Here is a 21,737-nt window from a genome sequence, read left to right on the forward strand (position 1 = left end):
GTAAATTATTTATTAGTTTAAAAGTTCAAAACTTACTTGAATTTTAGAAGTAATCGTTAGTTCACCCGGAGCAAGAGTTCGCTGTGTAGAATCCATTTCTGCCATTGCCATTTTGTACATAGGTTGTGGCTGTGGTGCACTTGTTCCTTGCTCGGCTATCATCAAAGCCTTACCTATATTCTGACCTAAAACACCAGCGTATTCTTTTGCTTTCTCTTTAGCGTCTGCTACTGCTTTTTTACGAGCTTCAGCTTCATACGCTTCCATTTTTGAAGAAGAAAATTCAATACCGTTTATTGTATTTATTCCAGAAGATACAAGGCCAGACATTACCTTATCGTATTTTGATAAATCTTTCAGTTTTACTGAAATCGTCTGACTCGCTTTATAACTATAGGTTTTTGTATTGTAGTCGTAGTTCTTATTTAGATTCACATATTCGGTTTGAACCTGATTTTGTGGAATATTCATTTTTAATAAATAATCAAGCACTTTATCTACGCTCGCATCGTTTTCTGTTTTCACTGTTTTAGCATCTTTTCCTTCGGTTTGAACCCCCATACGTATAGTAACTTCATCAGGTACGGCTATAACTTTGCCTTCTCCGGTTACATTTACTGTTGGTTGAATTTGCTGTGCATGCGCCATAGTTGTCATAGCGGTAATTGCAAGAATTAAAATAGATTTCATAATAGTTGTTTTATTTTCTATTACAGAAGCAAGAGGCGTGCCATTATAGCTTCCCAGTCTTGTTGAGGATAAAAAGAATTACGATAGGAATTGCTAAAAGCCCTACCATCAAGGTGTTGATCTGAAGCAACACAGGCGCCATTAACAAAGTAATAACATAACCACCTACTGCCCCACCAAAATGCGCGTCGTGACCTATATTGTCATTATTAGCTCTCATTCCATAAATAGAATACAGTAAATAACCTATTCCAAAAATATATGCCGGAATAGGAACAGGAATAAAGAACATATATAAGCTCATATCTGGATTAAGCAAAATAGCTGAATACAAAATTCCGGATACTGCGCCACTAGCTCCTACCGCCGTATAATGGTATTCATCCTTGTGGAAGTAATAGGAAAGTAAATTCCCCAGAATTAAACTCCCCAGATAGATAACCACAAATTCCCAGTTTCCTAAAAGAGAAATAACAATTGGTGCAAAAAAATAAAGAGTTAGCATATTAAAAAACAAGTGAGATGTACTCACGTGCAAAAATCCTGAAGAAAGAATACGTATTTGTTCACCCCTGCGTACCGCACCGGTATTAAACTTATATTTTTCAAAAAAAGAATAATCATTAAAACCCTTCATTGAAATCAATACATTGATACCAATAACAACAACAGTTATTAAATTTAAATCGCCCATAAAAGCTCTAATTTTAGGATCAAATATACCTATATTTGTGCACTAAGAGCGTTTAAAACGTAAAGGCTTTTGAGAAGTATTCAGGTTTTAAAGTTTTACATTTTAGATACTGATTTGCCCCATAATTTAAAAATTACGCGTTATGCAATGGCTAATCTTTTGGCTGGTTTACCCACTTCTGTGGATGATCTCAAGACTCCCGTTTTGGCTATTTTATAAGGTTTCTGACGCTGTTTTTGTGCTGGCTTACCATATTGTTGGCTATCGCCGAAAAACAGTAACAAAAAACCTGAAACTGGCATTCCCTGAGAAAGAAGAAACTGAAATAAAGAAGATAGAAAAGCAGTTTTATCGGCATATGTGCGATATGTTTCTAGAGATGATAAAATCGATATCTATATCTGCTGAAGAATTGCAAAAGCGTTTTCAGTTTGACGATTTAACAATCATCGAAAAACTCGCAAAAGAACAACGCAGTTCGCTAATTATAATGGGCCATTATGCTAGTTACGAATGGTTGACTGCGCTTCAATTCTATTTTGATCACACCGGTTACGGGATTTACAAACGTATTAAGAATAAGTATTTTGATAAGCTCATTCACGATATTCGTGAAAAATGGAATTCTAAATTACTCGCTAATAAAGAAGCTACTTTTATTATAAGAAAACAGCAGCGCACAGGTAAAATGGCGACCTATGCTTTTATAGCTGATCAATCACCTAAAACGAGACGTAATCAATATTGTACCGACTTTCTTGGTCAAAATGTTCCGTTTTTTACAGGTGTTGAACGCTTAGCTAAATCAGAAAATATGCCGGTACTCTATCTCGCTGTAGATAAAGTAAAACGTGGATTTTATAAAGCTTCTTTTAAAGTAATTACTGAAGAACCCAATACTGTTCCTGATTTTGAAATTACAGATGCTTTTGCTGAACATTTGGAAAATCAAATTTACAAAGCACCACAATATTACCTCTGGACTCACAAACGTTTTAAACACGCCAGATAGAACATAAAAAATGCCTTTACCATTCTTGGCAAAGGCATTTTTTATTTGATAACACAAGAATTTAAATCCCCGCTATTTCCTTGATTTCTAATATCATATCATCTGCAATTTTATCAGCTTCCACTTGCGAGGGTGCTTCCGTATAAATACGAATGATAGGTTCTGTATTCGATTTCCGAAGATGAACCCAGTAGTTTTCAAAATCAATTTTTACGCCATCAATCGTATTCACATCTTCATTGCTATAACGCTCTGCTATAATTTTTAAAATACCATCTACATCTAGAGTTGGTGTAAGTTGTATTTTTTTCTTACTCATAAAATAAGCCGGATAACTAGCTCGCAACTCGCTTACTTTCATTTGTTTTTTAGCCAAATGTGTTAAAAACAAAGCAACACCCACTAGCGCATCGCGACCGTAATGCGAATCGGGATAGATAATTCCACCGTTACCTTCACCACCTATAACAGCCTTTACTTCTTTCATTTTTGTAACCACATTGACCTCACCTACGGCAGCTGCATAATACGTGCCGCCGTGTTTTTGAGTAACATCTCTAAGTGCCCTAGACGAACTCAAATTTGAAACCGTATTGCCGGGATTCTCGCTTAATACATAATCTGCACAAGCAACTAGTGTATACTCTTCGCCAAACATCTCCCCTTTTTCATCTATAAAAGCCAAACGATCTACATCAGGATCAACTACAATCCCTAAATCTGCTCGCTCTTCCGGGACTAGTTTACAAATGTCTCCTAAATGTTCTTTTAAAGGCTCTGGATTGTGCGGAAAGTTTCCGTTAGGATTACAATATAATTTTTCAACGTCTACGCCTAAACGCTCTAAAAGCATTGGGATTGCGATACCTCCTGTTGAATTCACCCCGTCAACCACAATTTTAAATTTTGCAGCTTTAATAGCATCTTCATCCACGAGTTCCAGATCTAAAACTTCGTCAATATGAATGTCTATATACGCATCATTTTTGTGTATTTCGCCTAGATTATCTACTTCAGCATAAGCAAAATCTGAAGCTTCAGCGATCTCTAGGATTTCAGCACCGGCTTCAGCATTTAAGAACTCTCCGTTTTTATCAAGTAATTTCAGTGCATTCCATTGTTTTGGGTTATGAGATGCAGTCAAAATAATTCCGCCATCAGCGTGCTCTAGTCGCACAGCAAGCTCAACTGTAGGTGTTGTTGACAAATCAAGATCTACTACATCGATCCCCATCCCGACAAGTGTTTGCATAACCAGCTGCTGAATCATCTCTCCACTTATACGAGCATCACGCCCTACAACAACACGATATTCGTCTTTATTACGTTGTTTTTTTATGAATGTTCCGTATGCCGAAGCAAATTTCACGGCATCAATTGGTGTAAGATTATCACCGGGATTGCCTCCAATGGTTCCGCGTATTCCTGAAATAGATTTTATTAGGGTCATAAGATATGTTTCTGCTATTTAATAATGTTTGATAACTATTACTAAAGGCAAATATAGCATTAAAGTATTTCCCTGAAATTCCTCATATTGTAACACCTCTTTAATCATACCCCTAAAAAACTGATTTTCAAAACAATTGAAATTTAAGTTGATTTTTATGGTACGATTTATATTGATACTCTTTTTCCTGTCTATTACTTTAAAGGTGACCTCTCAAGATAATCTTCAAGGACGTTTTTATCAAATAGGCTATAACGCAGGTTATGCCTCTGTTGACAATTTTATCTTTAAAGATGACGATTATTATTACGAAGTTTATCTTCAAAAAATTCAGATTTTATATCGAATAAAGTCCGGTGTTTTAGACTACGATTTTATCTTTCAACCAGAAATAAATAGAGCCCAGCACAAACTATTTAATCCTTGGTTTGCAGGGCATCCAGACCAGTATAGCGCTCTTAGAGAGCGTTTAATGCTACATAAATTTATAAATGAGTATATTTTCAGCTGTGGCTTAATCATCAGAACATCTATTACCGAAAAATTGAATATTTACGGCCTTGCGAGCATAGGCCCGGGATACTTTGATGAAGATTCTGAGCGTATGGCTAAGGGCATTGGTTTCTCTGATAACCTGGCATTGGGAATCAACTTTCAGTTTTTTAGAAGATTTGTGTTAGATAGCAGAATAGGTTTTAGGCATGTTTCTAATGCCGAAATCAAACAACCTAACGAAGGCTACGACGCGCTAGAACTTAATCTTGGCATTGCCTATAGATTGTAAATAATTACATCACATGCTAATGCAGGCATATGGCAATAATTTGTAATTTAAGCCTGTGAATTATTTAGCGCATATATACCTGTCTGGCGATGACTCGCTAATTACCATTGGTAATTTTATGGCAGATGGTATAAAAGGAAAACAATACAAAACCTATTTACCACAACTTCAAAAAGGTATTTTACTGCACCGCAGCATAGACAGTTTTACTGATAGTCATCCCATTGTGAAACAAAGTACAAAACGTCTTCATAGCAAGTATAGTCACTATAGCGGTGTGATTGTAGATATTCTATACGATCATTTTTTAGCAAAAAATTGGAAGAATTATGCTACAACTCCCCTCTCCAGTTATATCGAGAATTTTTACGACAGTCTTGATGAACACTTTGAGTTACTGACTCCGGGGATTCAGAGAATGATACCGCATATGATTGCAGATAACTGGTTGTTGAGCTATACTGAAATTAGCGGTATAGCGACTGTTCTCTATAATATGAACCGAAGAACTAAGAATATTAGTGGTATGGATCGCGCCGTTGAAGACCTTCAGTTGTATTACCACGATTTTGAAAATGAATTCACATTGTTTTTTGAAGAATTACGGCAATTTTGTGAGCAACGACTTCAAGAATTAGAAGATCAATTCCCCGTATAATTTCAATAAAATATGATAAAAACTATTTTGACCAGCTCTAAAATCTCTAATCACTGGCTTACAGTTTTGCTTCTTTTAATACTGGTTAGCTCTTGTAAAACCGAACAAGAAACTCCGCGTGAGATTCAACGCGGGAATCTTGCAGACAGTATTATGGTGGTTTCTGCACGAGAAGAAGCTTCTCTTATAGGTGCCGAAATTTTAAAAAATGGCGGTAATGCTTTTGACGCGCTTATCGCTGTAGATATGGCTTTAAATGTCGCCTACCCTTTCGCCGGAAGCTTAGGCGGAGGTGGTTTTATGGTCTATCGTAAAGCCAATGGCGAGATTGGCAGTATTGATTATCGCGAGAAAGCTCCTATAGCTGCAACGCATGATATGTATCTTGATACTGAAGGAAATCCTATTGATTCTTTAAGTCGGCAAGGGCCGCTTGCTGTAGGTGTTCCCGGTAGCATTTCAGGGATGTTTGCTATTAATGAAAAACTAGGATCTATGCCTATGTCTGAAATCTTAAAACCAGTTATTGAACTCGCTAAAAATGGCTATGCTATAACCGAAAATCAATTGAACAGATTTCAAAATTATGCTTCTGTATTTGATCAAGTAAATGGAAAAGAGATTCTGTATTCTGTTGGCTTTCGCGAAAGCGATACATTAAAAATTGAAACCGGTAATCTCATCAAAAATCCTGTTTTAGCAGCAACCTTACAACGCATTGCAGATAATGGAAAAAACGAATTTTACAAAGGAGAAACTGCTCAAAAATTAGTCGATTTTATTGAAGCCCACGGCGGTATTATCACGCTTGAAGATCTTAAAAATTATGAAGCAGTGTGGCGTAAACCCATAACCTCAACGTACAAGAATCTAAAAGTAATAGGGATGCCTCCTCCGTCTAGTGGTGGTGTGTGCCTGGCTCAGATCTTTAAAATGCTTGAACCTTATGATATGCAGAGATTTGGTCATAATTCCGTAAAAAGCATTCAGGTAATTACCGAAGCAGAGCGCCATGCATATGCTGATCGTAGCTTCTTTTTAGGGGATCCTGACTTTAATGATATTCCGATTGATAGCCTCACAAGTGAAGCTTATGCTTCTGAACGTATGCAGAACTTCAGTTTTGAGAACGCTACTCCTTCTGCTGAAATTAAACAAGGCGTAATTAGCGGTTATGAATCTATGGAAACCACGCATTTTTCGATCATAGATCAGTACGGTAATGCGATTGCACTAACGACTACTTTAAACGGTGCTTACGGTTCTAAACTCTATGTAGACGAACTCGGTTTTTTTCTGAATAATGAGATGGATGATTTTAGTGTGAAACCCGGTGTACCTAATATGTTTGGTCTTATAGGTGCCGCAGCGAATAAAATCGAACCGCAAAAACGCATGTTGAGTTCGATGACACCTACTATTGTTGAGAAAAACGGTAAACTTTGGATGACCGTTGGTACGCCGGGTGGTTCTACAATTATAACTTCGGTATTGCAGACTATTTTAAATGTTGTAGATTATAATATGGGAATGCAGGAAGCTGTAGATGCGCCGCGTTTTCACCATCAATGGTTACCCGATATTGTTACTTTTGAGCCTAATGCCTTTGGGAAAGAAACACTCAATAGTCTACAAAATAAAGGTTATGAAATTCGTCAGGAAAACAGCGTAATTCTGGGTAAAGTTGACGGGGTTTTAGTATTGCCAGACGGAACTTTAGAAGGTGGCGCAGACCGTCGTGGTGACGATACGGCTGTTGGTTTTTAAATTGAAAGCTTCAGTTATATCCTCTCTAAGCTATATTTTAAATTATAACTCATTTAGTATATATTTTAAATTATAATTTATTTAATGTATATTCGAACATATAATCTATTTAGTGTATAATTTTAGTAACATTATGAGAGCTGTATTAACAGGAGACATCATAAACTCACGAGAAGATGAAGGATGGCAACAAGAACTTGTTGCAATTCTTGATCAGTATGGGACGGCTCCTCAAGATTGGGAAATTTACCGCGGTGACAGCTTTCAGTTAGAAGTTGATGCGACAACAGCCTTAAAAGCGGCAATACATATCAAAGCCGTAATTAAAACGCGCGCAGAACTCGATGTGCGCATTGCTATTGGCCTTGGTGATAAAACCTATACCGCGACACAAATAACTCAGGCAAACGGAAGTGCTTTTGTACATTCTGGGACAGCGTTTGACGCTATTAAAAACAATACCTTGGTACTTCAGTCAGCTTCTAAAGATTTTGACGAAACGCTCAACGTGATGCTGTCACTAGCTAGCTTAACTATGGATAACTGGCCACCAGTGACCGCAGCGATTGTAAAAGCCCGCCTAGAAGCCCCAGAGCTTAACCAAACTGAACTCAGTAAGCAATTAAACAAAGCACAAAGCGCCATCAGTAAAGCGCTTAGCAGAGCCGGTTATGACGAGGTTACAAAAATGCTTACTTATTATGAAAAACAAATCGAAACGCTATGATAGCTCTCGCATTAAAATTAGTACTCGCTCACATTCTGGGTGATTTTGTATTGCAGCCTACAAAATGGGTAAAGCATAAAACAAAACACGGTTGGAAATCAAAATATTTACTCGCACACATAGGTGTTCATTTATTAGCATTACTCATCCTCTTGCAATTTCAGCTCAAGTATTTTTTGGGCGTTTTTGTCATTATTGCTACCCATTATGCTATTGATGCATTGAAAATAAAATTAACTACAAAAAAGAACAGCAGAAAACTTTTTGTGGCAGATCAGGTTGCACATTTGTTGGTGCTCAATCTGATATTATATTATTATGAACTCTATCCTATAAATCTCAACTCGTTGTTTCAACCGCAGTTTCTATTGCTGCTATGCCTATTGCTTTTTGTGACTTTTGTTTCCGGTATTTTAATAAAAGTAATCTTACAACCCTGGCAAAATGCCATTGAACCTTCCAAAAAAGAAAACCAAAAAAGTACTTCTTTGGCAGGAGCCGGAAAAATAATAGGTATTCTAGAACGCTTATTTGTCTTTGCTTTTATTTTACTGAATGCCTGGTCTGCTATAGGATTTCTTATCGCTGCCAAATCGGTCTTTCGTTTTGGAGATTTAACCGAAGGGAAAAACCGCCAACTTACCGAGTATGTCTTAATAGGAACTTTGCTAAGTTTTGGTATCGCAATAGGCGCAGGATTAGTCTTTCAGTACCTCATCCGGTTTTTATAAGTTAAACGCCCTCTTTACGCAATACTTCTAAAGGCGAACTTTTAATAACGCTTCGGCTGTTGCTCAATCCTATAAACAAAACAAGCAGTGTTATCCCCGGAAGTAACACTAAAAAAGGAATCCAAGACGGAATAAAACCTGTGTCAAACGCAAAATAAGCCAAGAATAAACTTCCCAACAACGACAATAAGATTCCGCTTAACGATCCTAGAATTCCCAAATACAAATATTCTAATCCCTGAATGCGTAAAATCTGTTTGCTTTTTGCACCCATTGTACGAAGTAGCACGCTTTCACGAATGCGTTGATATTTACTGGTTCGCACTGCGCCAAGTAACACAATGATCCCAATTAGAATACTGAAAAACGCCATAAAATTAATGATATAGCTTATTTTGGTCAGTAATTCTTCAATCACGGTTAGCACCTGACGTAAATCTAAAATTGAAATATTAGCATAGTCGGTTACCAAAATACGTTGAATAGCTGCTGAAGTTTCAGAATCCGGAACCTGCGTAGTGATTACCCCAAACTGTGGTGCTTTTTCTAAAACTCCTGCCGGGAAAACAATAGAAAAATTAAGCTGCAGACGGCTCCAATCTACCAAACGAATGCTCCCTATTTGGGTTTCTAGCAACCTTCCTTGTACATTAAAAATAACCTTATCTCCTACTGCAACCTGTGCATCTTCAGCAAAATTATTACTTACCGAAATGGGAACAATCCCTTCTTCGGTTTTCACTCGATTTGTAAACTCACCTGCCTGTAAATCCTCCGAAGCAATAAGCGAATCGCGATAGGTCGTTCTAAACTCGTGATTGAGAATCCAGCGGTTGATGCGCTGTGTGGTGTCTGCTTTTAGCGCAGCATTAGTAATTCCGTTTATACTATGAACACGCATCGTCACAATCGGAATTTGATCTATAGGTTTAAGATTGTTCTTAGTCAGTGTCTGAGCAACATCTGTCATCTGATCACGTTGCACATCAAGCAAGATCATATTAGCCTGTTGCGCGCTGCTATCTAAATTAGCCTGAGCAAGCAAAATATCTTTAGTAAAATAAAGCGTACTGATCAAAAATGATCCCACGCCAATTGCTAATACCAAAACCACGGTTTGGTTTCTGGGGCGAAAGAGATTGCGCAAACTTTGACGCGAAGTAAAACTCCAGGAGTCTGGAAAGTACTTTCTAAGCAAGCGCATAAAAAAGCGTGCAATTCCGCCAAGGATTCCAAAAATGATTACGATTCCTGCGAGAAAAGAAGCTGCATATTTCCAGTTATCCAGCAACCAAAATGCAAACAAGAATATAAACGTGAGTATAGCCAGAGAAACAACTATTGCTGTTTTAAGAGATTGTTTGTTATCATTTTCCGTAACCCGTAAGGTTTGTAAAGGCGAAACATTCAGCGTACTCAACAACGGATACAATGCAAAAAGCACAGACATAACCGAACCTATAAAAATACCCAATGCAATAACCGTCCACGAGATACTAATCTCAACATCTATCGGTAATAATCCTTCAAGCAGCACCGGAAAAAGTTGTTGTAAAAGCAAACCGGCAAGTGTTCCAAAAATTCCACCTATAAATCCTAAGACACCAATCTGAATCAGGTAAATCAAGAATGCCTGAATTCGGGTAGCGCCCAAACATTTTAAAACAGCAACAGATTTTAATTTTTCACGTATGTAAATCGTTGTTGCACTTGCAATTCCTACACAACCTAGTAATAACGCGATAAATCCTACCAGATTGAGAAACTTTCCGAAGTTCTCATAACGTCTTCCTAAACGCTCACTGGTCGAAGTATGCGTATCCAAATCAGCTTCTGCCTCATCCAGACGCTTTCCTATAGCTTGTTCTAACTGCTCCATATTAGTCTGTGGAGCCTTGAAATAATATTCATAATCTATACGGCTACCGAGCTGAACCAAACCTGTTTTTTCAATATAACTATACGGAATAACAACAGGTGGAGCAATCGCACTAAACACGGCATTACTTCCCGGCACGTTACTCAAACCTCCCAAAACAGGAAGTTGCACCTCCCCAATTTTAATAGAATCTCCTACTTTAATATCAAGCTGAAGCATCACAGTCGCATCTACCAGCGCTCCTTCTTGAGATTGAAAACCTTTTCCGGCAGCAACAGGTTCTGTTTCCAGTTCGCCATAAAACGGAAACCCTCCACTTATACCCCGAACCTGTACTAATTTTGTCGCTCCGTTTCTAGGAAAGACAGCCATTGAGGAAAAGGAGATTTCTTTTGCATTTGCTCCACCCAGAGAATCTATGATCTGAATAGCTTCTTCGGTAAGTTCGTTATCACTATCAATCTTAAAATCGGCTCCCATCAAGGCCTTAGATTGCAACGCGATATTATCTTTCAAAGTTTCTCCAAAAGACTGAATGGAAACAATCGCCGCAACCCCAAGAATAATCGAAACCAAGAACAGGCTCAATTTACCTGCGCTGGCTTTAAAATCCCGCCAAGCCATTTTAAATAGCCAGTTTACACCTGCTGCATTTTTTGTTGACTCACTCATTAAACAGCGCTTGTTAAATTGGCTATTTTACCACCTCTAATGGTAAGAATATTTTGCGTTTTTTTAGCGAGTTCCATATCGTGCGTGACCAGAACCAGCGTAGTTCCCAACTCTTTATTCAATTCAAAAAGAAGTTGTACGACTTTCTCTCCTGTTTCCGCATCTAGATTACCAGTAGGTTCATCAGCAAATAAGATTTTAGGATCATTAGCAAAAGCCCTAGCCAGCGCAATTCGTTGTTGTTCCCCTCCGGATAATTGAGACGGGTAATGATCGCTACGATCTACCAGACCTACCTTTATCAAAAGTTCTTTAGCCCTTGCGTATGCATTTTTATTGCCTTGCAATTCTAACGGAACAGCTACATTCTCAATAGCTGTAAGTGTAGGTAACAATTGAAAATCCTGGAACACAAAACCCACGTGCTTATTACGCAAAACGGCGCGCTCGTCTTCAGAAAGACTGCTCAGTTCAATTCCATTTAAAATAACACTGCCAGAATCTGGCTTGTCAAGTCCGGCACACAATCCTAGCAAGGTGGTTTTACCACTACCCGAAGGCCCCACAATAGAAAATGTTTCTTGTTCTGTTATACTAAAGTTAATATCTTCAAGTACAGTAAGCTTTTTAGAGCCACTGGTGTAGCTTTTTTCTAAATTTGATATTTCTAATATGGAAGTCATCGCGTTTGTTTCTATAATCTTGGTTTTGACGTTAAAACCGTGTAAAACCTTACAAATGTTGGCTTTTAAGCAAAATAACTAAATGCGTTTACATATACTTACGATACCTGTACGAAGCCTGTTAATCTTTTGTTGTTTTTTAGCTTGCCTGAATTTTACAAGCTGTAAAGATTCCGTAGAAACTAAAGAAAATTCAACTGAAGTTTCTACTGACGCCACTTCATATAATTCTGAAACTTCGACTGACACTATTTCAAAAACTATTTTGTTTTTTGGCGATAGTCTAACCGCTGGTTACGGACTAGAAGATCCAGATGATGCCTTCCCAGATTTGATTCAGGGTAAAATTGACAGTCTTGATCTGGACTACCAGATTATAAATGCCGGCCTGAGCGGTGAAACCACTGCCGGTGGAAAAAGCAGATTAGAATGGGTTTTAGAACCTGATGTAGCTATTTTTATTCTTGAACTTGGAGCAAATGATGGTTTACGCGGGGTTTCTGTAGCTGAAACGCGTGAAAACCTACAATGGATGATCAATAAAGTCAAAGCCGAAGCGCATCAGGCGCAAATTGTTTTAGCCGGTATGCAACTCCCCCCAAATTTAGGAACTGAATATACTCAGGATTTTAAAGCTATCTTCCCAAAACTTGCTGAAGAAAATGACATTAAACTCATTCCTTTTTTATTAGAAAATGTAGGTGGAATTGCCAGTCTCAATCAAAACGATGGGATACACCCTAACCCAAAAGGTCATAAAATTGTAGCTAATAATGTATGGTCTGTTTTAAAACCACTTTTAAATAAATAATGATTCAAAACTACAGATCCATCCTAAAATAAGGGATCAAATTATATGAATATCACAAAAACATAAAACCCTGTAAATACTACGATTTACAGGGTTTTATTTAGTTTACTAAACTAAACTTCTGATCGCATTTCCTCTACCCTACTGCATGCCAGTTAAACGAAAAGCGTCTTACTTTGCATTCGTAAATATAAGGTATTGTCAAGTTGAGTTTATTTGTAATGATCTATTTTGTCTTGACTAAAACTCTCGGCACACATATGACTTGTGACGGTTTTCAAAACTCATTCCTGTCGGCTAGCTATAAATTTACTTAAACGCACAAAGCTTGAATTTAGCATTTTTCCCACCATAAGATACGTTGTTGTGTTTTCGTACTTATTTCATTAGATAACTTGTCGGTGTTTTTCCAAAATGCTTTTTAAAGATCGCAGTAAATGAACTCACATTTTCATAACCTAGATCAAAGGCAATTTCCTTTACACTTTTATTTTCTCCTAGCTGTTTGACAGCTTCTATTAATTTTAAACGCATTCTCCAATCTCCAAAACTCATACCTAATTCCTTGTTAAATAACCTTGAAAGTGTTCTTGGACTCACAGATGATTTATCAGCATAATAATCAATGGTATTTTTGCTTGAAAAATTATCCATTAAATCGTCTACTACGATTTTTACTCTTTCATCTTGGCTTGTCGGTAAAAAGGTTGTGCTTGGTTCCAAAGTAGAGATTTCATCTAGAAATACTTCGAGTACTCTATTTTGTTGTTGAGTGAACTTGTTGGGATTAGAAAAAGAGATTATTTTTTCTAGAAGACTGTTTAAAAAATTCGAATTGTCAAAGGCAAAACTATCTTTTGGAAGATTCTTTAATTTTGATTTGTCAATAAATGCTGTAATTACCTTTACGTTATTTGGAAAAAAAACTTGATGTTCTTCGTTACTAGCAATCCAAACACTTTGTAAAGGGTTAACTATCCAAATGTTACATTTTGTAACAATCTCCATAACACCTGAGCTACATGATATAATTTGTCCTCTTGGATGTGCATGTGAATTTGCACATTTAGCATTTTGAATATCTTCCGAATAGGTAATTACTGGACGTAACTCGTTTATTTCATAACCCGAATCTATTTCAATACTTGTCTTATAATCAATATTCATTGTCTAAATATAGTAATAAAGACATTGTTTCTATTCCTGAGCTTTGTAGAAATTTAAAATAATAGATTATGGATATTAAAAATCATAAAAAAAAAATTGTGGAGCAATTTTCAAAGCAAGCAAGTGGATACACTGCAATTACTTCACATAGTGATGCTTTAGATAAGCTAATTTCCTTGTCATCCGCTTCAAAGAGTGATTCAGTATTAGATATTGCCTGTGGCTCTGGTATTGTATCATGTGAATTCGCCAAATATACCAAGCATGTGACAGGAATTGATATGACACAAGGAATGCTTGATGAGGCAAGAAAATTACAGACTAAGCTCAACCTTGCTAATGTGACTTGGCAAATTGGAGATGTTGAAAGTTTACCTTACAAGGATAATAGCTTTTCAATTGTAATTTCAAGATTTGGTTTTCATCATTTCTTAAATCCATTTAAAGTTTTGTCTGAGATGAAAAGGGTTTGTAAACCAGAGGGCAAGGTTTTAGTTGTTGATGTTTCTTTACCAGATACCAAAATTAAAAAATACAATGAAATGGAAAAAAACAGGGATTATTCTCATGTTACGGCACTTTCATTAACTGAATTTTCTAATCTTTTTGAAAAGGTCGGTTTTAAATGTTTAAATACGGATTTTTATTCGATGCAGATTGGACTAAAAGAGCAACTTAAAGCATCTTTTCCAAAAGACGCAAATGCTTTAAAAAGTATGATTATTGCTGATTTGGGTGTAAATGATTTAGGGATAAATGTTTCAAAATTAAATGATGAATATTTTTTACATTATCCAGTTCATATTTTTTCCGCAAAGAATTAAAATGTTTTAAATATCCTCTTAATCAGGGGATTTTGTTCTGTATGAAACAGTAGAATAGAGCCTGCTATCCGAATTAATATATTTAATTGCTAGGTTATTAAATTTCGGATAGCAGTATCTCTGGATCAAACCGTGCATGAATTTTTCCTCGCGGCTTAGCGATAGTATTCTTCATTGAGCTTTCGCAAGGGTTTTCAAACGGGCATATTTTTCTATATCTAACAGGTTTTTGTATTTTATAAAATTCCTGTAGGCAGGGTTCGCGAACGTCAACACACTCCCCAAATCTACGCTTACACAACTCCTAGCTACTATGGGGTTCACGACTGAACATTATGGCTTGATGATTTGAAAGAACAAGGCTTCAGTTCACTACCTCACGGTAATTCCTGTTCATTTTTCTGCCGGGTGAACAGTCAATTACCCAGATAGGATTTTCACCTATTGGAATAGTACAGCGGCTGGGTGCACCAACGGTTTTCGTCTATAGCAAGTGCGAGATTATAATTCATTTACTTGTCCGTTGAGCAATTAGTTTATTTTGTGTAATTATTTTCATTTTAGTCTTTTAACTCTCTTTTGTTATAGCCGATGTTATTACCTGCTGGGTTCTTTTAACTTATTTCTGATAATTTCAACACTCGATTATCAACAAGTATTTCAGGATCAACTTTCCTTTTCTTTTGTATAAATTTTCCGTTGTCTATTCCTATTTTCCCGATTTCACCTATCATTTTCTTTAGATTTACTGAACGGTTTATCTTGTCGATTAAATAAAAATCGTCTTGGTGAAAATCCTCCTCTTGAATAATTCGTTTTGTTAGACAATCTTTTACAATCTTCTTCATTAAGATATTCACCTCTTTGTTTTGTTTTCCTCCAAAATATTCAGATACTAAAAATTCATACTTTGATTGAAACCACTTCCCGTGCTCTTCAGAAATCAAGACGATTCTATTATCAACTATTTTCAATCCACTTAGAAACCATAAAATCTCTTTTATCGAAATTTCTCCAATTTGAAACAAATCTCTTAGCGTATAATCTATTCTGTCGGCTGATAAATTTGGTAGAGGATATTCTAAAAGTTGATAGCTTTCAATTTCAATGAACTTATTAATATCAAGTTGATATTTTTTAAGAACACTGTTTAACTCTTTATCCCTCAAGACTTCTTCAAACCTATTCTCGTGATAATCTTCTTCTTCGATTTCTAATACGTAATCAATTAAATGAGAAAATGCAGTATGCGAAATATCGTGAATTAATCCGGCTACTTGTTCTTCAATACTTCCCCCTATTTTTTTTATAAGCAACATCACTCCGATTGAATGTTCAAATCTCGTATGGTTTATTTTCGGATTGACTAAAAAAATTGCTCCTCCTTGATGAATTCTCTTTAATCTTTGAAATACACTCGTATTTATCAACTCTTTGATAACTCCTGTGAATTCAACGCCTCCATAAATTTTATCGCTGTACTTCATTTTTTTGCTTGCAGGGAATTCATTATATCAAGATAAATACACCCATTATTCCCTTTTTTTGCGGGGATAACCGGAACTTTTGTTTCTGTTTATCAATCCTAAAGCTAAGTTAGGAAATCAATAACAAATTCGCTTACGGAATACCACACTTGCATCAGCAATAAAAACTATCATTGGGGTAGGAAGTGTCAGCATCATAATCTTCAGGAATAAACAGGCTACTAAAAATGCTTCAACCGTTTACCGAATCTGTATAATCAAATTCTTGAAATTTCTCTACTACTACTGTACTACTTTCAGAAGACTCTGTAGTAGTTTTGTAAATTATCACCGGTACAATTTTAATGGTATTCTCAGTTCACTATTCTTCTAGAATATATAACAAATGGTTTGCTTCACATAACCTGAAATATCCCAAAGCGTATTCATCAGGACTGTTTTGATTTATGATATTTCCTCGAATATTTGCAGGTGGAGTAGAAAAAGGGTTAGAACTAGTTGTTTCCAATACTAGATTCATATAATTATAAAATTGTTCAGAAACTCCCCTGTGCATTATTTCTATTGTATCTCCTACGACTAAATCTTCATTTGAAAAATTATTTTCAATTTCGTTTCCGTTATAAAAATCATCATCGGTAAGAATGTACTCGGGATATTGTAAAACATTAGCTTTAAAATCAGTTAAATAAAAATTAGCTTGATTTTCAGAATCATCGTAAAAAATGGAAACCTCAAAATTTTCATCTCCAGAAAATCCTTTTACGTAATCTTGCTCTACACGATTTATTTCCGGTACAGGCATCAACTTTTCAGAGGCTGTAAAAGTTTGATCTTCCAATGTGACGTTTAACGTATAACTTTCGTTTAATTGAGGAATAAAATTATCACATATATATAGGCCTGACTGACTGGATTCATTAAAAGTAAATAAATCTCCATTACTATCTTCTATATAAACTTGAGCTCCGGATACCTTTGGGGGCTCTGGATTATAATAATCAGTCATTCGGCTTATTCGTATAGTTTGGAGACTTCCATCCGTTCCTTTTTTCCATAAAATCTCGGCATCAATTACAATTGTGGAATCACCTGTTTCCAGATCCACATCAATAACATCCTCACAGGAGCATAGAAAAAGCAGGACAAGAATTCCTACGTATTTTAATTTTTTCAGTTTTATTATTGTTTTCATCTCTTTAAAATTTGAAATTATACGATATGCTTGGTAATATGCCAAAGATAGATAGTCGGCGTGCTTCATTTAACCCATTATCTTCATTGGTAGTGAAACGAATTGAAGCTGCATTTTGTCTGTTGTAAACATTATAAATACTAAATACCCAGGAGCTTTGCCACCCTTTATTTTTATTAGGTTTTGGAGTATATGTGGCTGCCAAATCCAAATGATGATAGGCAGGTAACCGATTTTCATTCCGGCTTGAATAATTAGGAATATGAATTTCGCCAAGCTCATAATATCCATTCGGATACGTCACGGGTTGACCTGATTGCAATGAAAAATTAGCGTTAAAAGACCATTTTTTGTTATAATCGTAATTTGCTATAATACTGATGTCGTGTAGCTTATCATATGGAGATAAATACCAATTTCCATTTGCAATTCCAGGTTCTTCGGGAGATCTACCCACCGTTTTTTGTTCTGCCCGTGAAAGTGTATAGGCGATCCAACCCGTTAATTTACCTGTGTTTTTACGAAGTAATAATTCCATTCCATAAGCTCTCGCCTTCCCATTAAGAATTACCCTTTCTATATTGTTATTCGCCAATAAATCTGCACCTTCTACATAATCCACTCTATTTTTAATATCTTTATAGAAGAATTCCGTTTCGAGTGAATATTTCTTGTTATTAAAATTTCTAAAATATCCTACGGCATATTGGTCAAGCAGTTGTGGTTTTATAAACGGTCCGCTAGGAGTCCATATATTCATTGGCGTGGGTGATTGTGTGTTGGATAAAATGTGTAGATATTGCGCCATTCTGTTATAACTCACTTTAAAAGATTGATCATCGTTTAAAGCATACGACAGGGCTATTCTGGGTTCTAAATTATTGAAATTTGCAATTTTTTCACCTTTATCATAAGTAATTGATCCTGTAGGGATAGCCTCTTCATAAATGTTATACGTAGGATTATAGATTACCGGGTTATCATTAGCATAGGTATTTATTTCCTGCTTTCCAAAGCGGTAGAACATACTATAATGTAATCCATAGCGTAGATTAAGTTTTTCTGTAATTTTATGTTCAACATCTAAATATGCGGAAGGTTCTAATGCATATTTTTTATCAAGCTGCTGAAAATTAAATTGAGAATCCTCATTTTCAGGGTTTAAGGTGCCGGGGTTGAAACCATAATAATTTGCTGCTACACCATAGTTAAGCTGTATATTTTCTGAAATAAAATGATTCCAATTGTATTTTAATCCATAACTTTTAATAGTACTATCCCAATTAAAGTTTTGCTCGTTTATATTTAAATTGAAAGTATAGTCACTGTAGAATAATGATAAATTTGTGTTGATGTTATTGGAGAAGCGATGTTTCCAACTCAAATTTCCCATAGTATTTCCATAAGTACTAGAGAAACTGTCGCTTATATCAAAAATATCGTTCCCAAGATACCCGGAAAAATGGAGGCTGTTATTTTCATTTAATTTATAATTAAGCCTCGTATTCAAATCATAAAACTTTGCAGAATTTTCATTATCTGCTAGTTTTAGAAAAAGATGAGCGTAAGAAGTACGTCCCGCCACCATGAAAGATCCTTTTTCTTTTTTTATAGGCCCTTCTACAGTTAGCCTGCTGGATATTAAGCCAATTCCACCATTAATATGGAGATCTTCATAATTTCCCGTTTTTTGATGTACGTCCAATATGGAAGAAACTCTCCCGCCAAAACGAGAAGGAATGCCTCCTTTATATAAATCTAAACTACTAATTGCATCAGCATTAAAAACAGAGAAAAATCCAAACAAATGAGAATCGCTATAGATGGGAGCTCCATCTAATAGAATTAAATTTTGATCTGCGGCACCCCCGCGTACATTGAAGCCCGATGAGGCTTCTCCAGAACTGGTCACCCCAGGTAGTGTTAACAAGGATTTTAAAGGATCGGCTTCCCCCATTACTACTGGCATTCCTTTTATTTCTTCAGCAGATAGGCTATTCACACTCATTTGCGGTTTCTTGATATTCAATGCTTTCGTGTTCTGGGTGATTACAACTTCGTCTAAGGTTTGGTTGTTTGCAAGCATTGAGATGTTAAGATTTTTATTGCTCTTGAGGGTTATATTTAGGGTTTGGTTTTCAAACCCTAAATAACTGGCAATTAAAGTATAGTTCCCTTCTGGGAGCCACATTGAGAAATATCCATTTTCATCAGTTACAGCTCCTGTTGATATTTCCTGAATGTAAATATTAGCTCCTAACAGAGGCTGTCCCAAATCATCCAGAATTACGCCAGAAAGTTTATGTCTCTCTTGTTGAGATTGTAATTCCCTTTTCTTAATAGTAATACTGTTGCCTATGACAGAAAATTGAAAAGGTGAGTTTTTATTGAGAATAGAAATAAAGCTTTCAATTTCTGCATCATTATAGTCCATTTTTTCACTTAGCTTTTGGTCTACATTTATGGAGTTATTATAAGCAAATTTATAGTCTGTCTGATTTTCTATTTCAGTAAATAATTGTTTCAACGTTGCTGATTGATCTAACGAAACAGTAATATTTTGCGAAAAGATATTTAAGCTAAGCATTAGAAAGCAATACTTTATATGCTTCATGAAATTTGTATTTTTATATTCGGTTAAAATGGATATATCTCTTTTAATCATAGAAAGGATGCTTAGTTTAGCGGCTAGGGCATCCTTTCGCTTTTTATTTAAATGTTATTTCTTTTATGTTTTCATCTCTATAAGAATTTAGATTATATATTTCGGATAATATTTGTGTAATGTTCGATAGCGTCTCCTTTTTTCGAATCCGAATTGTTACTTGTTTTTGTAGTAGTTCTTGAGGGAAGGTTATTTTATAATTGTAATTTGTTTGAATATAGTTAATAACTTCTTTTAAAGGTTTTTTATTAAAGTCTTTAAACCTTTCAAAAGCGGTTATGGTCAATTGATTAGTATTATAGACAAACTTTTCGCCAGGGGACAATATCCAGTTATTGATACTATCCTTTACGTTCAGTTGTATACTACCTTCATAAAGCTGGACACTTACGCTATTACTAATTTCTTCTTTCACGGTAAACTCAGTGCCTAAAACAGTAGTCGTGGTAGTTTTGCACGATACTTGAAATGGATGGTCTTTGTCTTTTTCAACTCTAAAGAAAGCTTCTCCTTTTACCCTGACTTTTCTGTTCTTTTTAAAATTATCTGAAAATTCGAGTTGAGAATTTGGTTCAAGTTCTACGAGTGAGCCATCCGGAAGGTAAACGGTTTTATTCTGATTGCCCGGGTTTTCAATAATATTAATATTGCTGGCAATGGAAGACTCAAATGATGAATTATTGTACATCCGCAAACCACCTATCGAAAGGAAAGTAACGAGCACAGCCGCAGCTGCGTAGTGCCAGGGTTTAATAGGTTTCTTTTTACGGTTAAATGTTCTTGATGAAAAATCTTGCCAGGATTTTTCAACTTTATCTTTGGGCTGTATTTTAGAAGTTTCCTCCCAAGCATCTTGTAATTTTTTTTCAATTTCTTTATCATCCATAATAAATCTTTTAAAGCTTTTGACAATCTACTCCCTGAGTTATAAATAATGAATGTACGATTTCTGAAACATCACGATTTATTTTTACTTTTAATAAAGTATGGTTCTCTTTAAAATCAAAATCGATTAACGCATCTGAAATGCTTTTTCTAAGTAAGGTTAACAAGTAATTGGCCTGTTGCTCATTTTTAATATCAGTCTTAAATATTTCAACTTTCATTGTTTGCGTATAGGTATATGACAAACGAGAATTAAAAAGTTCCTAAGCTTTATTCATTTTTCTTTTCATATTTCTCATTGGATTGATAATGCAGGGTTATATTCAGTTGTATATCAATTTGAACCCTCGTAAGTGAAAGCCTTCCTTAAAAAAGTAAACCCGAAGTTTGAATTAAACTTCAGGTCATTATATTGGAGTAGTTTATTGGCGTTCAAGGATAATAGTCCCTTCACTGTTTTTACCGCTAAAGACAAATTTTCTTCAGTGGTATTGGCGTTCAAGGATAATAGTCCCTTCACCCGTTCCTTCAGCAATATCGAAGGTCATCATTGTTTCGACACCTAAAAAAGAAACACCTATTTCCTGTGTCTGTTCGCCGAAGATAAGTTTGTAAGTGTTCTCATTAATTTTTTCCCATTCTCCCTCTATCGCATTTGTGCTTTCACAAGTTATTTCTTGTTTAGCATTGGTGTCAATTATAACATCCGTATAGGTGAGTTTAAGATCATATAAATCGGTTAAATTGTAAACTCTTTCTATAATGTTACCATTAGATGGATTTTCATATTTCAAACTAACCTTGGCTTGAATCCAATTGCCAACACGGTTGTGGTTTCGGGAACAAGGGCATCATCATCACTACATGACGAGAAAATTAAAATGAAGATAATAGACTAAGAAATTTCACTAGGTTTTTCATATTACGTTTATTTTGTATTCACCTATATGACAAAC

20 protein-coding genes are annotated in these 21,737 nt (G+C 35.7%); 8 read left to right on the top strand and 12 right to left on the bottom strand.

Annotation, left to right across the window (positions count from 1 at the left end; genetic code table 11):
• Positions 1 to 12: 12 nt before the first annotated feature.
• Entirely contained in the window at positions 13 to 690 is a 678-nt protein-coding gene (locus BUB91_RS04410) for an SIMPL domain-containing protein (RefSeq protein ID WP_073097485.1), read from the bottom strand.
• Between the two features lie 43 nt (positions 691 to 733).
• A complete protein-coding gene (locus tag BUB91_RS04415; protein WP_073097487.1) occupies positions 734 to 1,384 on the bottom strand; it encodes a rhomboid family intramembrane serine protease in 651 nt (216 codons plus the stop codon).
• A 142-nt stretch (positions 1,385 to 1,526) separates the two neighbouring features.
• On the opposite strand from BUB91_RS04415, the gene BUB91_RS04420 reads away from it, so the two are divergent.
• Entirely contained in the window at positions 1,527 to 2,396 is an 870-nt protein-coding gene (locus BUB91_RS04420; RefSeq protein WP_073097490.1) for a lysophospholipid acyltransferase family protein, read from the top strand.
• Between the two features lie 61 nt (positions 2,397 to 2,457).
• On the opposite strand, the gene glmM is transcribed toward BUB91_RS04420, so the two are convergent.
• The gene (gene glmM / locus BUB91_RS04425; protein ID WP_073097492.1) at positions 2,458 to 3,846 is read right to left on the bottom strand and encodes a phosphoglucosamine mutase; all 1,389 of its coding nucleotides are present in this window, start codon (positions 3,844 to 3,846) and stop codon (positions 2,458 to 2,460) included.
• 157 nt (positions 3,847 to 4,003) lie between these two features.
• Here glmM and BUB91_RS04430 point away from each other — a divergent pair, with 157 nt between their 5' ends.
• The 5 genes from BUB91_RS04430 (at position 4,004) to BUB91_RS04450 (ending at position 8,513) form a co-directional block, all read left to right on the top strand.
• Positions 4,004 to 4,630, top strand: coding sequence for an acyloxyacyl hydrolase (locus BUB91_RS04430; RefSeq protein WP_073097494.1), 627 nt, complete (start codon positions 4,004 to 4,006; stop codon positions 4,628 to 4,630).
• A 55-nt stretch (positions 4,631 to 4,685) separates the two neighbouring features.
• Positions 4,686 to 5,288 carry an acyl carrier protein phosphodiesterase gene (locus BUB91_RS04435; RefSeq protein ID WP_073097496.1) on the top strand — a complete coding sequence of 201 codons (603 nt, stop codon included), beginning with the start codon at positions 4,686 to 4,688 and terminating at the stop codon, positions 5,286 to 5,288.
• 12 nt (positions 5,289 to 5,300) lie between these two features.
• The gene (gene ggt, locus BUB91_RS04440) at positions 5,301 to 7,055 is read left to right on the top strand and encodes a gamma-glutamyltransferase (protein WP_073097498.1); all 1,755 of its coding nucleotides are present in this window, start codon (positions 5,301 to 5,303) and stop codon (positions 7,053 to 7,055) included.
• 133 nt (positions 7,056 to 7,188) lie between these two features.
• The gene (locus tag BUB91_RS04445) at positions 7,189 to 7,782 is read left to right on the top strand and encodes a transcriptional regulator (protein WP_073097500.1); all 594 of its coding nucleotides are present in this window, start codon (positions 7,189 to 7,191) and stop codon (positions 7,780 to 7,782) included.
• On the top strand, positions 7,779 to 8,513 hold the full coding sequence (locus tag BUB91_RS04450) for a DUF3307 domain-containing protein (RefSeq protein ID WP_073097502.1): 735 nt from the start codon (positions 7,779 to 7,781) through the stop codon (positions 8,511 to 8,513). Before BUB91_RS04445 ends, BUB91_RS04450 begins: the two co-directional genes overlap by 4 nt.
• Before the next feature lies 1 nt (position 8,514).
• Here BUB91_RS04450 and BUB91_RS04455 read toward each other — a convergent pair whose 3' ends face one another.
• Positions 8,515 to 11,064: an ABC transporter permease gene (locus tag BUB91_RS04455; protein WP_241652561.1), complete on the bottom strand. Its 2,550-nt coding sequence runs from the start codon at positions 11,062 to 11,064 to the stop codon at positions 8,515 to 8,517.
• Positions 11,064 to 11,747, bottom strand: a complete 684-nt coding sequence (locus BUB91_RS04460) for an ABC transporter ATP-binding protein (protein WP_073097503.1) — start codon at positions 11,745 to 11,747, stop codon at positions 11,064 to 11,066. The genes BUB91_RS04455 and BUB91_RS04460 overlap by 1 nt, the downstream gene beginning before the upstream one ends.
• 82 nt (positions 11,748 to 11,829) lie before the next feature.
• Between BUB91_RS04460 and BUB91_RS04465 the strand changes: the two genes are divergently transcribed.
• A complete protein-coding gene (locus BUB91_RS04465) occupies positions 11,830 to 12,558 on the top strand; it encodes an arylesterase (RefSeq protein ID WP_083557828.1) in 729 nt (242 codons plus the stop codon).
• Between the two features lie 378 nt (positions 12,559 to 12,936).
• On the opposite strand, the gene BUB91_RS04470 is transcribed toward BUB91_RS04465, so the two are convergent.
• Entirely contained in the window at positions 12,937 to 13,725 is a 789-nt protein-coding gene (locus tag BUB91_RS04470; RefSeq protein ID WP_073097505.1) for an AraC family transcriptional regulator, read from the bottom strand.
• Between the two features lie 68 nt (positions 13,726 to 13,793).
• Between BUB91_RS04470 and BUB91_RS04475 the strand changes: the two genes are divergently transcribed.
• Positions 13,794 to 14,549, top strand: coding sequence for a class I SAM-dependent methyltransferase (locus BUB91_RS04475; RefSeq protein WP_073097507.1), 756 nt, complete (start codon positions 13,794 to 13,796; stop codon positions 14,547 to 14,549).
• A 614-nt stretch (positions 14,550 to 15,163) separates the two neighbouring features.
• Here BUB91_RS04475 and BUB91_RS04480 read toward each other — a convergent pair.
• The 6 genes from BUB91_RS04480 to BUB91_RS04505 all read right to left on the bottom strand — a co-directional run bounded on the left by BUB91_RS04480 (position 15,164) and on the right by BUB91_RS04505 (position 21,575).
• A complete protein-coding gene (locus tag BUB91_RS04480) occupies positions 15,164 to 16,036 on the bottom strand; it encodes an HD domain-containing protein (protein WP_073097510.1) in 873 nt (290 codons plus the stop codon).
• 361 nt (positions 16,037 to 16,397) lie between these two features.
• Positions 16,398 to 17,231 carry a DUF4249 domain-containing protein gene (locus tag BUB91_RS04485; protein WP_073097748.1) on the bottom strand — a complete coding sequence of 278 codons (834 nt, stop codon included), beginning with the start codon at positions 17,229 to 17,231 and terminating at the stop codon, positions 16,398 to 16,400.
• 4 nt (positions 17,232 to 17,235) lie between these two features.
• Positions 17,236 to 19,845 carry a TonB-dependent receptor gene (locus BUB91_RS04490; protein ID WP_073097746.1) on the bottom strand — a complete coding sequence of 870 codons (2,610 nt, stop codon included), beginning with the start codon at positions 19,843 to 19,845 and terminating at the stop codon, positions 17,236 to 17,238.
• A 94-nt stretch (positions 19,846 to 19,939) separates the two neighbouring features.
• A complete protein-coding gene (locus BUB91_RS04495; protein ID WP_073097512.1) occupies positions 19,940 to 20,782 on the bottom strand; it encodes a FecR family protein in 843 nt (280 codons plus the stop codon).
• 10 nt (positions 20,783 to 20,792) lie between these two features.
• A complete protein-coding gene (locus BUB91_RS04500; RefSeq protein WP_073097514.1) occupies positions 20,793 to 21,002 on the bottom strand; it encodes a hypothetical protein in 210 nt (69 codons plus the stop codon).
• Positions 21,003 to 21,263: 261 nt separating this feature from the next.
• Positions 21,264 to 21,575, bottom strand: coding sequence for a hypothetical protein (locus BUB91_RS04505; protein WP_073097516.1), 312 nt, complete (start codon positions 21,573 to 21,575; stop codon positions 21,264 to 21,266).
• Positions 21,576 to 21,737 lie beyond the last annotated feature (162 nt).

The organism is Leeuwenhoekiella marinoflava DSM 3653 (assembly GCF_900129005.1).
Taxonomy (GTDB): domain Bacteria; phylum Bacteroidota; class Bacteroidia; order Flavobacteriales; family Flavobacteriaceae; genus Leeuwenhoekiella; species Leeuwenhoekiella marinoflava.

Coding starts and splice junctions, on each gene's coding strand:
- BUB91_RS04415 (WP_073097487.1), bottom strand. CDS start 1,384: ATGGGCGATTTAAATTTAATAACTGTTGTTGTTATTGGTATCAATGTA.
- BUB91_RS04445 (WP_073097500.1), top strand. CDS start 7,189: ATGAGAGCTGTATTAACAGGAGACATCATAAACTCACGAGAAGATGAA.
- BUB91_RS04480 (WP_073097510.1), bottom strand. CDS start 16,036: ATGAAGTACAGCGATAAAATTTATGGAGGCGTTGAATTCACAGGAGTT.
- ggt (WP_073097498.1), top strand. CDS start 5,301: ATGATAAAAACTATTTTGACCAGCTCTAAAATCTCTAATCACTGGCTT.
- BUB91_RS04475 (WP_073097507.1), top strand. CDS start 13,794: ATGGATATTAAAAATCATAAAAAAAAAATTGTGGAGCAATTTTCAAAG.
- BUB91_RS04455 (WP_241652561.1), bottom strand. CDS start 11,064: ATGAGTGAGTCAACAAAAAATGCAGCAGGTGTAAACTGGCTATTTAAA.
- BUB91_RS04500 (WP_073097514.1), bottom strand. CDS start 21,002: ATGAAAGTTGAAATATTTAAGACTGATATTAAAAATGAGCAACAGGCC.
- BUB91_RS04470 (WP_073097505.1), bottom strand. CDS start 13,725: ATGAATATTGATTATAAGACAAGTATTGAAATAGATTCGGGTTATGAA.
- glmM (WP_073097492.1), bottom strand. CDS start 3,846: ATGACCCTAATAAAATCTATTTCAGGAATACGCGGAACCATTGGAGGC.
- BUB91_RS04490 (WP_073097746.1), bottom strand. CDS start 19,845: ATGAAGCATATAAAGTATTGCTTTCTAATGCTTAGCTTAAATATCTTT.
- BUB91_RS04485 (WP_073097748.1), bottom strand. CDS start 17,231: ATGAAAACAATAATAAAACTGAAAAAATTAAAATACGTAGGAATTCTT.
- BUB91_RS04465 (WP_083557828.1), top strand. CDS start 11,830: ATGCGTTTACATATACTTACGATACCTGTACGAAGCCTGTTAATCTTT.
- BUB91_RS04495 (WP_073097512.1), bottom strand. CDS start 20,782: ATGGATGATAAAGAAATTGAAAAAAAATTACAAGATGCTTGGGAGGAA.
- BUB91_RS04450 (WP_073097502.1), top strand. CDS start 7,779: ATGATAGCTCTCGCATTAAAATTAGTACTCGCTCACATTCTGGGTGAT.
- BUB91_RS04460 (WP_073097503.1), bottom strand. CDS start 11,747: ATGACTTCCATATTAGAAATATCAAATTTAGAAAAAAGCTACACCAGT.
- BUB91_RS04410 (WP_073097485.1), bottom strand. CDS start 690: ATGAAATCTATTTTAATTCTTGCAATTACCGCTATGACAACTATGGCG.
- BUB91_RS04420 (WP_073097490.1), top strand. CDS start 1,527: ATGCAATGGCTAATCTTTTGGCTGGTTTACCCACTTCTGTGGATGATC.
- BUB91_RS04430 (WP_073097494.1), top strand. CDS start 4,004: ATGGTACGATTTATATTGATACTCTTTTTCCTGTCTATTACTTTAAAG.